At 70.4% G+C, this 12,607-nt stretch carries 11 protein-coding genes; 8 read left to right on the top strand and 3 right to left on the bottom strand.

Annotated features, from left to right (window positions below; genetic code table 11):
* The first annotated feature begins 99 nt into the window (after positions 1-99).
* The 3 genes from STSP_RS39060 (at position 100) to STSP_RS08625 (ending at position 3,541) form a co-directional block, all read left to right on the top strand.
* Positions 100-690 (top strand): hypothetical protein, encoded by a 591-nt coding sequence (locus STSP_RS39060; protein ID WP_157902796.1) that lies wholly within the window; start codon positions 100-102, stop codon positions 688-690.
* 338 nt (positions 691-1,028) lie between these two features.
* The gene (locus STSP_RS08630) at positions 1,029-1,571 is read left to right on the top strand and encodes a bacterial proteasome activator family protein (RefSeq protein WP_067274319.1); all 543 of its coding nucleotides are present in this window, start codon (positions 1,029-1,031) and stop codon (positions 1,569-1,571) included.
* 404 nt (positions 1,572-1,975) lie between these two features.
* Positions 1,976-3,541: a protein kinase domain-containing protein gene (locus STSP_RS08625; RefSeq protein ID WP_078066995.1), complete on the top strand. Its 1,566-nt coding sequence runs from the start codon at positions 1,976-1,978 to the stop codon at positions 3,539-3,541.
* A 184-nt stretch (positions 3,542-3,725) separates the two neighbouring features.
* Here the strand turns inward: STSP_RS08625 and STSP_RS08620 are convergent, their stop codons facing one another.
* Positions 3,726-4,406 carry a response regulator gene (locus STSP_RS08620; protein WP_067274256.1) on the bottom strand — a complete coding sequence of 227 codons (681 nt, stop codon included), beginning with the start codon at positions 4,404-4,406 and terminating at the stop codon, positions 3,726-3,728.
* Positions 4,407-4,738: 332 nt separating this feature from the next.
* Between STSP_RS08620 and pdhA the strand changes: the two genes are divergently transcribed.
* The 3 genes from pdhA to STSP_RS08605 are packed head-to-tail and all read left to right on the top strand — an operon-like array spanning position 4,739 to position 8,419.
* Positions 4,739-5,923: a pyruvate dehydrogenase (acetyl-transferring) E1 component subunit alpha gene (pdhA, locus tag STSP_RS08615; RefSeq protein ID WP_067274254.1), complete on the top strand. Its 1,185-nt coding sequence runs from the start codon at positions 4,739-4,741 to the stop codon at positions 5,921-5,923.
* 2 nt (positions 5,924-5,925) lie between these two features.
* The gene (locus STSP_RS08610) at positions 5,926-6,906 is read left to right on the top strand and encodes an alpha-ketoacid dehydrogenase subunit beta (protein WP_067274252.1); all 981 of its coding nucleotides are present in this window, start codon (positions 5,926-5,928) and stop codon (positions 6,904-6,906) included.
* A 10-nt stretch (positions 6,907-6,916) separates the two neighbouring features.
* On the top strand, positions 6,917-8,419 hold the full coding sequence (locus STSP_RS08605; protein WP_067274249.1) for a dihydrolipoamide acetyltransferase family protein: 1,503 nt from the start codon (positions 6,917-6,919) through the stop codon (positions 8,417-8,419).
* Positions 8,420-8,510: 91 nt separating this feature from the next.
* On the opposite strand, the gene STSP_RS08600 is transcribed toward STSP_RS08605, so the two are convergent.
* On the bottom strand, positions 8,511-9,422 hold the full coding sequence (locus STSP_RS08600) for a D-alanyl-D-alanine carboxypeptidase family protein (protein ID WP_067274314.1): 912 nt from the start codon (positions 9,420-9,422) through the stop codon (positions 8,511-8,513).
* Between the two features lie 235 nt (positions 9,423-9,657).
* Between STSP_RS08600 and STSP_RS08595 the strand changes: the two genes are divergently transcribed.
* Together STSP_RS08595 and STSP_RS08590 are read left to right on the top strand one after the other, a co-directional pair.
* Complete coding sequence (locus tag STSP_RS08595) at positions 9,658-10,353, top strand: GntR family transcriptional regulator (RefSeq protein ID WP_067274246.1); 696 nt, start codon at positions 9,658-9,660, stop codon at positions 10,351-10,353.
* Positions 10,350-11,669: an MFS transporter gene (locus STSP_RS08590; RefSeq protein ID WP_067274243.1), complete on the top strand. Its 1,320-nt coding sequence runs from the start codon at positions 10,350-10,352 to the stop codon at positions 11,667-11,669. The genes STSP_RS08595 and STSP_RS08590 overlap by 4 nt, the downstream gene beginning before the upstream one ends.
* 46 nt (positions 11,670-11,715) lie before the next feature.
* Here the strand turns inward: STSP_RS08590 and STSP_RS08585 are convergent, their stop codons facing one another.
* Positions 11,716-12,540 carry a maleylpyruvate isomerase family mycothiol-dependent enzyme gene (locus tag STSP_RS08585; protein ID WP_067274241.1) on the bottom strand — a complete coding sequence of 275 codons (825 nt, stop codon included), beginning with the start codon at positions 12,538-12,540 and terminating at the stop codon, positions 11,716-11,718.
* Positions 12,541-12,607: the final 67 nt, after the last annotated feature.

Here is a 12,607-nt window from a genome sequence, read left to right as displayed (position 1 = left end):
TTGCTCCGTCGCGACTAACGCGACTATCGCGACTCATGGCAATCGTGTCTCGCTGGCACCACCGTCTCGCCGAACTGGCACCGGGAGGGGGTCACCGACGTGACTCCACGGCTCCGCACGCATTGCCCTGCCGGGCTTCTGCTGCTCGCGGGGCTGCTGCTCTCTCCTGGCTGGGCCCTGCTCACCCCCGCATGGCATCAGCCGCCGCCGTCCCCTGGCCCGCCCTCGTCTGTCCATGCGTACGCCTCTGCGCGAGCCACCGAGCCCGGCCCCGGCCGTACGGATCCCGCCGACGAGGAGTCGCGGGCGGGGAGCCGCCCCGGCGAAGGGCGGCCCAGGCCGGGGCGGGCGGATCCTCCGCCGCCGGACGACAGCGGCGAGCCGACGGGTACGGCCTCCGGTCCTGCGCCGAGCGGCACCGGCGCCCCGTCCCCGGACGTCCCTTCGTCCGGCGCCTCGGCGTCCTCCGGTTCTGCTGTGCCGCCGTGGCCGCCGGATCCTCCCGTGCACCGCGACGAGGCCGTCGGTCCGACCGCGACGCCCACCGCGACAGCCGACGCCTCGCCCGACCCGGACCGGCAGGCCGCCGGTCCCGCCGGGCCCGTCCTGGGAGTGCTGCCGCTGGGCGCCGGTCTCGTCCTGGTGGGCCTCGGCCTGGCGTTCCTGGCCCTGCGGCTGCGTCGTGGCTGACGGTTTTGATGCCCCCACCCCGCCCCTTCCCGTAACCAGGGCGCTGCCCTGAACCCGCTGGGGGCTCCGCCCCCAGACCCCCGTATCGCCCTGGCGGGCTCGTCCTCAAACGCCGGACGGGCTGAAATGGCGGGCTCGTCCTCAAGCGCCGGACGGGCTGAAATGGCGGGCTCGTCCTCAAGCGCCGGACGCGCTGATTGGTTGCCTGAAAGGCTGATTGGTTGCCAGCCCTCTGACCGGCGCGGATTCGACAGATCGTACGCGCGCGTACACGGTGGATCACGGGCACGCGTGGGCACCACCGAGAAGAGACGTACGCGTGCGAGAGAATGGGCGGCATGGAGATGCCGAGGAACGAAAGGTCGCCGGAGAGCCCCCAGGTCCTGGTCGTGGGCCAGGACGGAATGGCGCTCGGTGGCGTAGGAGACGACGACTCCCGCGAGGTCCCGGTGACGGAGATGGTGGAGCAGCCCGCCAAGGTCATGCGGATCGGCAGCATGATCAAGCAGCTGCTGGAGGAAGTCAGGGCGGCGCCTCTCGACGAGGCGAGCAGGCAGCGGCTCAAGGAGATCCACTCGAGTTCCGTGAAGGAGCTCGAGGACGGGCTCGCGCCGGAACTTGTAGAGGAGCTGGAGCGGCTCTCCCTGCCCTTCACGGACGAAGCGGTCCCCTCGGACGCCGAACTGCGCATCGCCCAGGCCCAGTTGGTGGGCTGGCTGGAGGGCCTCTTTCACGGGATCCAGACGACCCTGTTCGCCCAGCAGATGGCGGCGCGGGCCCAACTGGAACAGATGCGCCGCGCGTTGCCGCCGGGGGTCGGCGTCTCGGACGACGGCCAGGACCCCCGCGCGGCCGGCCGCTCGGGAGGCCCGTACCTGTAGGTCCCGTACCTGCACAGACCGTAGGTCCCGTACCTGCACAGACCGTAGGTCCCGTACCTGCACAGACCAAGAAGGGCCCGGCAGGCGCACCGCGCGCGTGCCGGGCCCTTTCGTGTCGTGTGCGCTCGCGTTGTGCGTGAGTTTGGCCACGGCCCGGTCTTCGCGCCGGAACCGCGTTCCGTGACCGTACGGGCAAGAGGTGTTCGCCGAAGCGTCACAGGGTCCGTACGGGCGGTACACAGACGTGCGCGGCCGGGGCCCCGGATTTGCACGGTGACGGCCTCCGGAGGTTTCATAGCCGGTCCATCTCGGACCGGTGCGTTGCGCGAAGGCTGTAGCGTGGGCCGACGGAAGACCGTAAGAACCACCGCGCGGACGCGGGGCAGAAACGACGGCGAGGACTGATGGCACAGACGCAGCGCGCTCAGGGCCCGTCCGACCCCGAGGCGACTGGCGGCGGTATGTCAGATGCGCCGGAATTGTGGGGGAACGGCGGACTTGTCGGAGACGGACGATACCGGCTGACGCGCAGACTCGGCCGGGGCGGCATGGCCGAGGTCTTCGCGGCCGAGGACGTACGGCTCGGCCGCACCGTCGCCGTCAAGCTGCTCCGCTCCGACCTCGCCGAGGACCCCGTCTCCAAGGCGCGCTTCACGCGCGAGGCGCAGTCGGTCGCCGGCCTTAACCACCATGCCGTGGTGGCGGTCTACGACTCCGGCGAGGACGAGGTCGGCGGCTCCACCGTGCCGTACATCGTCATGGAGCTCGTCGAGGGCCGCACGATCCGCGATCTGCTGATCAACGCGGAGGCCCCGGGCCCCGAGCAGGCGCTGATCATCGTGTCCGGCGTCCTCGAGGCGCTCGCGTACTCGCACCAGCACGGCATCGTGCACCGCGACATCAAGCCCGCGAACGTGATCATCACCAACACCGGTGCGGTGAAGGTGATGGACTTCGGCATCGCGCGTGCCCTGCACGGCGCGCAGTCCACGATGACGCAGACCGGCATGGTCATGGGCACCCCGCAGTACCTCTCGCCCGAGCAGGCCCTGGGCAAGGCCGTCGACCACCGCAGCGACCTGTACGCGACGGGCTGTCTGCTCTACGAACTCCTCGCGCTGCGCCCGCCGTTCACCGGCGAGACCCCGCTGTCCGTCGTCTACCAGCACGTCCAGGACACACCCGTGCCGCCGTCCGAGGCCTCGGACGGGGCGCCGCCGGAGCTCGACGGCCTCGTCATGCGCTCGCTCGCGAAGGATCCGGACGACCGGTTCCAGACGGCCGAGGAGATGCGCGGGCTCGTCCAGTACGGGCTGCAGATGCTCTACGAGAAGGGCGGCCACACCGGTACGTGGAACACCGGCCCCGTGGAGATGCACGAGGGTGGCTCCACGCCGGCGATGGGCGTCGCGGGCACGGCGGCGCTGCCGCACCCTGGGGAGTCCGGCACCGCGCAGATCCCGCAGCCGATGCTGCGGCCGCCGGGCGGTGACGACGGCGGTTTCGACGGCGGCTACCGCGAGGGCGGCGGCAGCGGCCGGGGCAAGCTGTGGCTCCTCGCCGTGCTGGCGGTGATCGCCATCGCGGCGGGCGTCGCGCTGGCGCTCAACAGCGGCGGCGGTGGCGACGGCGGCGGTACGGGGACCACGCAGTCGCCGACGGCCTCCCAGTCCGACAAGGAGAAGACGCCGAGCGAGAGCGCGACCGACGAAGCGACCGAGGAGTCGTCCTACCCGGACGACGGCACGAGCGGCGAGACGGACTACTCGCCGTCGCCGTCGCTGTCCACCGGTGAGGCCACCCCGTCGCCGAGCGAGACCGAGGCGACGGACGAGCCGACGCAGCCGACTCCGTCCGAGACCGAGGCGACGTCCGAGGAGCCCTCGGAGGAGCCGACGGACGAGACGCCCTCGGGCGGGGTGTCGGTCGAACCGACGGACGACTTCGGCGGCGGCACCACCGGGGGCTGACGGCTCCGCCGTCGATGACGGTTCGCTCACGCGCGCGTACAGGCGGATTCGTGCGCTCACGCGCGCGTGCGGGCGGAATCTTCGCTCACGCGCGCGTGCGAGGTCTTCCGGTTTCACGCGCGCGTGCGGTTTCTTTCGCTCACGCGCGCGTGAGGCTGCCGACTCCCAGACGGGCTTGGAACCCTCAAACCCCGGACGGGCTCGAGCCCGGCTTCTCCGCCTGCACCCGCGCCACGAACGCCGCCGCCTGCGAACGCCGTTCCATCCCCAGCTTCGAGAGCAGACCCGAGACATAGTTCTTGATCGTCTTCTCGGCGAGGTGCAGCCGCTCGCCGATGGCCCGGTTGGTCAGGCCCTCGCCGATCAGGTCGAGGATCTTCCGCTCCTGCTCGGTCAGGTTCGCCAGCCGGTCGTCGCCCTTGTCCTCCTGGCCGGCCCGCAGGCGCTCCAGGACCCGGGCGGTCGCCACCGGGTCGAGCAGGGACTTTCCGGCGGCCACGTCGCGCACGGCGCTGAGCAGCTCGTTGCCGCGGATCGCCTTCAGGACGTAGCCGGAGGCACCGGCCATGATCGCGTCGAAGAGCGCCTCGTCGTCGGCGTACGAGGTCAGCATCAGGCACTTGATGTGCTCGTCCGCGGAGCGGATCTCGCGGCAGACCTCGACGCCGCTGCCGTCCGGCAGGCGCACGTCGAGCACCGCCACGTCGGGGCTGGTGGCCGGAATCCGCACCAGCGCCTCGGCGGCCGTGCCGGCCTCGCCGACGACCTCGATGTCGTCCTCACCGGAGAGGAGATCATGGACGCCGCGCCGGACGACCTCATGGTCATCGAGAAGAAATACCCTGATATTTCCGGTTTCCTGCACCCGATAAGTGTCACACACGTACTCTTCCCGCGCCCGGTGTCGCCGGGATAACGTGCCGGTGTTCCGGCCCCCTGCAGGGCCCTTCCAGTGCTGTGACCAGCGGCTGCTCCCAGGAATCTCGATTTACTTGGAAATCCAAGCAAAATCGCAGGTCAGAGGGGTTTCGCAGATGCCATGGGCACTGGGTAACGTGCCTACTGCAGGGCGCTCGCCGGGGCACCTGTCACGCCTGTTCCCGGCCGAGTGCACCCCACCCCGTGCAGCGTACGGACCAGGCGAGCCGCACTGGCTGCCCGGCAAACCCGGGGGGCCGGACCGACGGAGGAGCACACGTGACCGTGGAGAGCACTGCCGCGCGTAAACCGCGCAAGCGCAGCACCGGCGCCCGGAAGGCGTCGCCGAAGGCATCGCCGGGCGCGCCGCAATCGGAGCCTGAACTCGTACAGCTGCTGACCCCGGAGGGCAAGCGGGTAGGACACGCAGAGAACGCCGTGTATGACGAGTACGTCGCGGGCATCACCCCCGAGGAACTGCGCGGGCTGTACCGGGACATGGTGCTGACCCGCCGCTTCGACGCGGAGGCGACGTCCCTGCAGCGCCAGGGCGAGCTGGGCCTGTGGGCCTCGCTCCTTGGCCAGGAGGCCGCCCAGATCGGCTCCGGCCGCGCCACCCGTCCCGACGACTACGTCTTCCCGACCTACCGCGAGCACGGCGTCGCCTGGTGCCGCGGCGTCGACCCGACGAACCTGCTCGGCATGTTCCGTGGTGTCAACCACGGCGGCTGGGACCCGAACAGCAACAACTTCCACCTGTACACGATCGTCATCGGCTCGCAGACGCTGCACGCCACCGGCTACGCGATGGGCCTGGCCAAGGACGGCGCCGACGCGGCCGTGATCGCGTACTTCGGCGACGGCGCGTCCAGCCAGGGCGACGTCGCCGAGTCGTTCACCTTCTCCGCGGTCTACAACGCGCCCGTCGTGTTCTTCTGCCAGAACAACCAGTGGGCGATCTCCGAGCCGACCGAGAAGCAGACCCGCGTGCCGCTCTACCAGCGCGCCCAGGGCTACGGCTTCCCCGGCGTCCGCGTCGACGGCAACGACGTACTCGCCTGCCTGGCCGTGACCCGGTGGGCCCTGGAGCGCGCCCGGCGCGGCGAGGGTCCCACGCTGGTGGAGGCCTTCACCTACCGCATGGGCGCCCACACGACCTCCGACGACCCGACCCGCTACCGCCTCGACGACGAGCGGCTCGCGTGGGAGGCCAAGGACCCGATCCTGCGGCTGCGCACCTATCTGGAGTCCGAAAACCACGCGGACGAGGGATTCTTCGCGGAACTCGAGGCGGAGAGCGAGGCGTTGGGCAAGCGGGTGCGTGAAAGGGTGCGGGCCATGCCGGATCCGGACCACTTCGCCATCTTCGAGAACGTGTACGCGGACGGGCACGCGCTCGTCGACGAGGAGCGCGCCCAGTTCGCCGCCTACCAGGCGTCGTTCGCAGACGGGGAAGGTGCCTGATCATGGCTGTAGAGAAGATGGCCCTGGCCAAGGCGATCAACGAATCGCTGCGCACGGCGCTGGAGACCGACCCCAAGGTCCTGATCATGGGGGAGGACGTCGGCAAGCTCGGCGGCGTCTTCCGCGTCACGGACGGTCTGCAGAAGGACTTCGGCGAGGACCGGGTGATCGACACTCCGCTCGCCGAGTCGGGCATCGTGGGCACGGCGATCGGCCTCGCCCTGCGCGGGTACCGCCCTGTGGTGGAGATCCAGTTCGACGGCTTCGTCTTCCCGGCGTACGACCAGATCGTCACCCAGCTCGCGAAGATGCACGCCCGTTCGCTCGGCAAGGTCAAGCTGCCGGTCGTCATCCGCATTCCCTACGGCGGCGGCATCGGCGCGGTCGAGCACCACTCCGAGTCGCCCGAGGCGCTGTTCGCGCACGTGGCGGGCCTGAAGGTGATCTCCCCTTCGAACTCGTCCGACGCCTACTGGATGATGCAGCAGGCCATCCAGAGCGACGACCCGGTGATCTTCTTCGAGCCGAAGCGGCGCTACTGGGACAAGGGCGAGGTCGACACCGAGGCGATTCCCGGCCAGCTCCACAAGGCCCGCGTCGTGCGCCCGGGATCCGACCTGACGCTCGTGGCGTACGGCCCGATGGTGAAGGTCTGCGTGGAGGCCGCGGCCGCCGCGCAGGAGGAGGGCAAGTCCCTGGAGGTCCTCGACCTGCGCTCCATGTCGCCGATCGACTTCGACAGCGTGCAGACGTCGGTCGAGAAGACCGGGCGCCTGGTCGTGGTCCACGAGGCCCCGGTGTTCCTGGGGACGGGTGCGGAGATCGCCGCGCGTATCACCGAGCGGTGCTTCTACCACCTCGAGGCCCCCGTGCTGAGGGTCGGCGGCTACCACGCCCCGTATCCGCCGGCGCGCCTGGAGGAGGAGTACCTGCCGGGCCTGGACCGGGTGCTCGACGCCGTCGACCGCTCGCTGGCGTACTGAGGAGAGGGTCGTGACGACGATGACAGACGCTTCGCCGACCGCTGTCCGCGAGTTCAAGATGCCCGACGTGGGCGAGGGGCTCACGGAGGCGGAGATCCTCAAGTGGTACGTACAGCCGGGTGACACGGTCACCGACGGGCAGGTGGTGTGCGAGGTCGAGACCGCCAAGGCGGCCGTCGAACTGCCCATCCCCTACGACGGCGTGGTCCGGGAACTGCGGTTCCCTGAGGGCACGACGGTGGACGTCGGAGAGGTGATCATCTCCGTGGAGGTGGCGGGCGGAGCAGCGCCCGACGCCGGGGCGTCCGCCCCCGAGGCTTCCGCCGAGTCCGCCGACGAGGGCAAGGCGGAGGGACGGCAGCCGGTCCTCGTCGGGTACGGGGTCGCGCAGTCCTCGACGAAGAGGCGGCCCCGCAAGGGCACGGGTGTCCCGGGCGGGAGCGTTCCGGCCCCGGGTGTTCCGGCGCAGCAGCCGGAACCGCGGCAGCCTGGGCCGGAGCCGTCGGTACCGGCGGAGCCGTACTTCCCACCGGCGCCCGCCGAGGCCACCGCCGCGCTCCAGACCGAGCTCAACGGCCACGGCGGCGTGACCGCCGAGGCCCGACCGCTCGCCAAGCCCCCGGTCCGTAAGCTCGCCAAGGACCTCGGTGTCGACCTGACGACCGTCACGCCCACCGGGCCCGGCGGGATCATCACGCGCGAGGACGTGCACGCCGCGGCCGCCCCGGCCCCGGAGCCCGCGGTGACCGAGGCCCCAGCCGCGCCTGCCGCCCCCGCGCCGGCCGCCGTGCCCGCGGTCACGTTCGAGGGCGTTCGCGAGACCCGTATCCCCGTCAAGGGCGTCCGCAAGGCCACTGCCCAGGCGATGGTCGGTTCGGCGTTCACCGCGCCGCACGTCACGGAGTTCGTGACGGTCGACGTGACGCGCACGATGAAGCTGGTGGATGAGCTCAAGCAGGACAAGGAGTTCGACGGCCTGCGGGTCAACCCGCTGCTGCTCATCGCCAAGGCGCTCCTCGTCGCGATCCGGCGCAACCCGGAGATCAACGCGTCCTGGGACGAGGCCAACCAGGAGATCGTGCTCAAGCACTATGTGAACCTGGGCATCGCCGCCGCCACGCCCCGCGGTCTGATCGTGCCGAACATCAAGGACGCGCACGCCAAGACCCTGCCGGAGCTGGCCAGGGCGCTGGGCGAGCTGGTGTCCACGGCCAGGGAGGGCAAGACGTCCCCGGCCGCGATGCAGGGCGGCACGGTCACCATCACCAACGTCGGCGTCTTCGGCGTCGACACCGGGACGCCCATCCTCAACCCCGGCGAGTCCGCGATCCTCGCGGTCGGTGCGATCAAGATCCAGCCGTGGGTCCACAAGGGCAAGGTCAAGCCCCGGCAGGTCACCACGCTCGCGTTGTCCTTCGACCACCGTCTGGTCGACGGGGAGCTCGGCTCGAAGGTGCTGGCCGACGTCGCGGCGATCCTGGAGCAGCCGAAGCGGCTGATCACCTGGGCGTAGGCGGCCAGATCAGGACGTATGCGGCCGGATCAGGGGCGGCCGCGGCTCGAGGGGTGTCCGGCGGTGCTGGGCACCCCTCGAGCCGTACATGTCAGTCCTGTTGTGCGCCGCTCGGCAGCGTCCGCAGCTGCATCGTCGACGCGGTGTTCGTACCGAAGCCGTAGTCCAGCAGCTTCGCCGCGTCCGTGAAGCGGTTGGTGTCGTTGAGGACGACCCCGATCAGGGTCCGGTCGCCGCGCGTGGCCGCGAAGACGAGGCACGGGCCGGCCGACGAGCTGGTGCCGGTCTTCACGCCGATCGCACCGGTGTACGAGCCCAGCAGCTTGTTGGTGTTGTACCAGGTGTAGGTGCGAGTGCCGCCGGTGCTGGTCGGCACGTACCGCACGGTCTTCTGGGTCTTCACGATGGTGCGGAACGTCGAGTACTTCATCGCGCTGCGCGCGAGGTTCGCGAGGTCCTTCGGCGTCGTGTAGTTGTTCCCGGTCGTGGAGATGCCGTCGAAGGAGTCGAACTTGGTGTTCGTCAGGCCCAGATCGGCGGCCTTCTTGTTCATCTTGCCGATGAAGGACTTCACGCGCGCCGCGCGCGTGTCGCCGGTGCCGAAGGTGTCGGCCAGGGCGTACGCGGCGTCGCAGCCGGACGGCAGCATCATCGCGTAGAGCAGCTGACGGACGGTCGGCCGGTCGCCGGTCTTGAGGTCGGCCGTGCTGGCGCCCTTCGCGGCGACGTAGTCGCGGTAGGCCTGCCGGATGGTGACCTTGCGGTCCAGGTCGAGGTTCGTCTGGCTGAGCACGACGCGGGCCGTCATGATCTTCGTTGTGCTGGCCATCGGCCGACGGGTGTTCCCGTACTTGCTGTAGATCTGGGTGCCGGACGCGTTGTCCAGCAGATAGGCGCCCTTGGCGCTGTTGGAGGGCGCGGTGGCGGCCTGCGCAGGCGCCGCCAGGGCCCCGCCTGCCAGCACGGCGCCGATGGTGAGGACGACGGCGGCGGCTCTGCGGATACGCCTGCCTCTAAAGCCGGTTATCAAAGTGAACGCTCCGGTTGCGCGGAATCCCCTGAGAAAACGGCACATGAGAATGCCGTCTCCCGCACAGACGATCGACGGCCGAAAAGGGATGTACGGCAAACCGGGTCGAGTCTGTGACGTGGGTTACACAAGCGGGCGTTGAGGGCTTTTCAGTCCGCATCGTGGACGAGGGGCGACCTTGCGTACGTGTTGTATCTATGATGTGCGCATGCCTTCAGGCCCGCTCTCGTCCGCCGCCCCCGCCCCCGCCTCCGCTCCTGCATCCGCCAAGCAGCCGCCCGCCGCCGACCGCGTCTATCACCACGTCAAGAGGTCGGTCCTCGAGCGGGTTTACGAGGGTGGGACGCTGCTCACCGAGGGCGAGCTCGCCGAGGCCGTCGGCGTCTCCCGTACGCCGGTACGCGAGGCTCTGCTCCGGCTGGAGGTCGAAGGGCTCATCAAGCTCTACCCGAAGAAGGGCGCGCTGGTCCTGCCCGTCTCCGCTCAGGAGATCGCGGATGTCGTCGAGACCCGCCTGCTCGTCGAGGAGCATGCCGCGCGCAAGGCGGTGCCCGCGTCCCCGCAACTGATCGCCCGCCTTGAGGAGTTGCTCGAGAAGCAAAAGGAGCAGGCCGCGGCCGGAGACCTGGCCGAGGCGGCGATCACCGACCGCTGCTTCCACGCGGAGATCGTGCGCAGCGGCGGCAACGAGATCCTCTCGCGCCTCTACGACCAACTGCGTGACCGTCAGCTCAGGATGGGAGTCGCCGTGCTGCACTCGCACCCCGACCGGATCGCCAAGACCCTCGTCGAGCACCAGGAGATCCTCGACGCCCTGCGCTCGGGCGACGGCGAGGCGGCCGTCGCCGTCGTCCACCGGCACGTCGACTGGTTCTCCCACCTGGCGCGGGGCGAGGTCCGATGAGCTCCTCCGCGTCCTCGACGTCGTTCCGGGGCTCCCTGCCCGGCGATCCTCCCGGCGGCCGGCGCGCCGTCGCCGTCTGGTCGATCGGCGTCTCCGTCTACTTCGTCGCCGTCATCTTCCGCACCTCGCTCGGCGTCGCGGGCCTGGACGCCGTCGACCGGTTCCACATCAACGCCTCCGCGCTGTCGACCTTCTCGATCCTCCAACTGCTCGTCTACGCGGGCATGCAGATACCCGTCGGCCTGCTCGTCGACCGGCTCGGTACCAGGAAGGTGCTGACCCTGGGCGCCGTGCTGTTCACGGCCGGCCAGCTCGGCTTCGCGCTGTCCCCGTCGTACGGGACGGCGCTGGCCGCACGCGCGCTGCTGGGCTGCGGTGACGCGATGACGTTCATCAGCGTGCTGCGTCTTGGCAGCCGCTGGTTCCCGGCCCGCCGCGGGCCGCTGGTCGGGCAGCTCGCGGGCCTCGCCGGCGTCGCGGGCAACCTCGTCTCCACGATGGTGCTGGCCCAACTGCTCCAGGGGATCGGCTGGACCGCCGCGTTCGGCGGCAGCGCGCTCGCCGGCGTCGTCGTCCTCGTCCTGGTGGTGCTCTTCCTCAAGGACCACCCCGAGGGGCACGAACCGGAGCCGCTGCCGCACCAGGGCGCCGCGTACGTACGCCGCCAGATCGCGGCGGCCTGGCGCGAGCCCGGCACCCGGCTCGGCATGTGGGTGCACTTCACGACGCAGTTCCCGGCGATGGTGTTCCTGCTGCTGTGGGGCCTGCCGTTCCTCGTCGAGGCGCAGGGCCTGTCCCGGGGCTCCGCAGGCGAACTGCTCACCCTGGTCGTCGTGTCCAACCTGGCGATCGGCCTCGTCTACGGGCAGATCGTCCAGCGGCACCACGCCGCTCGGACCCCGCTGGCGATCGGCACGGTCACGGCGACGGCGGTGGCCTGGGCGGCCACGCTCGCCTACCCGGGCGACCACGCCCCGATGTGGCTGCTCATCGTGCTGTGCACGGTGCTCGGCGCCTGCGGACCGGCCTCGATGATCGGCTTCGACTTCGCCCGGCCCGCGAACCTGCCGGAGCGTCAGGGCACGGCGTCCGGCATCGTCAACATCGGCGGCTTCACCGCCTCCATGACGACGCTGTTCGCGGTGGGCGTGCTGCTGGATGCGACCGGCGGGAACTACCGCGTGGCGTTCTCCGTGATCTTCATGCTGCAGGCGGTGGGGCTCAGCCAGGTGCTGCGGCTGCGGAAGCGGGCGGTTCGGCGGGAGCGGGAGCGGTTGGTCGCCTCGCGGGTGGAGGCTGTGCACGTTCCGGCGTAGGTCTGGGGGCTCCGCCCCCAGACCCCCGATCGGACGGGCATGAAGGTTACGGCGTCACCGCGAAGTGCCGCAGGATCGCTGCCGCCAGGTCCTGGTCGCCCTCCGACTTCACCCCGTCCGCGACGTCCAGCGGCTGTACGCGGCCGCAGGCCAGGCGGTAGTACGTCTCCCAGTCCATGCTCAGCGTCACCGCGGGTCCGAGGGACGGGGCGCCGTCGATGGTGCCGCGGCCCTCGGCGTCCACGCGGACCGTGCGCAGGAAGTCCACCGGACCGTTCACGTCGAAGACGACCGCCGAATTCGCCGGCGCCCCCGCGTCCTTGGCGACCACCTTGGGCAGCGCCGCCAGCAGCACGTCACGGGTGACGTAGGCGCCGGGGGAGTCGAGGTTGCCGGGCTGCCCGAGAGCCGCGCGCAGGTCCTGTTCGTGCACCCAGATGTCGAACGCCCGCATCCGCATCGCGTGTTCCAGGGTCTGCTCGGTGCCCAGCGGCCCGCGGACCGTGGCCTCCGGATGCCGGCCCTCGTTGCGCAGCTGCCGCATGCGGCGGATGACCGTGTACTCCAGTTCGGAGGTCATCTCGGGTGCGGTGTGGTGCCGCCGCACATCGACCTGCATCTCCATATAGCGCTGGTGGTCGGTCTTCACGTGGTACAGATCGCGCGGCAGCGTGTGGATCGGCCGCGGGTCGCCCAGCATCTCGCAGTCCAGGCCGATGACATGGGAGACGATGTCCCGCACCGACCAGCCCGGGCAGGGCGTCGCCCTGTTCCACTCGCCCTCGACGAGCGGCTGCACCAGCTCGGTTATCGCTTCCACGGAGTGGGTCCAGGCGTCGGCATAGGTCTGAAGGCTGGGATGGAGGCTCACGGGACCCCTCGGACGGTTGGTGCACGGGCGGAACGGACTGGCTGGGAGGCTTCGCAGCTAAGTTACG

It is taken from the genome of Streptomyces jeddahensis (genome assembly GCF_001642995.1).
Lineage (GTDB): Bacteria > Actinomycetota > Actinomycetes > Streptomycetales > Streptomycetaceae > Streptomyces > Streptomyces jeddahensis.
The sequence above is the reverse complement of the archived record's forward strand: the minus strand, read 5'-3'. Positions and strand labels throughout refer to the sequence as shown.

Coding starts and splice junctions, on each gene's coding strand:
- STSP_RS08630 (WP_067274319.1), top strand. CDS start 1,029: ATGGAGATGCCGAGGAACGAAAGGTCGCCGGAGAGCCCCCAGGTCCTG.
- STSP_RS08625 (WP_078066995.1), top strand. CDS start 1,976: ATGGCACAGACGCAGCGCGCTCAGGGCCCGTCCGACCCCGAGGCGACT.
- STSP_RS08610 (WP_067274252.1), top strand. CDS start 5,926: ATGGCTGTAGAGAAGATGGCCCTGGCCAAGGCGATCAACGAATCGCTG.
- STSP_RS08595 (WP_067274246.1), top strand. CDS start 9,658: ATGCCTTCAGGCCCGCTCTCGTCCGCCGCCCCCGCCCCCGCCTCCGCT.
- STSP_RS08590 (WP_067274243.1), top strand. CDS start 10,350: ATGAGCTCCTCCGCGTCCTCGACGTCGTTCCGGGGCTCCCTGCCCGGC.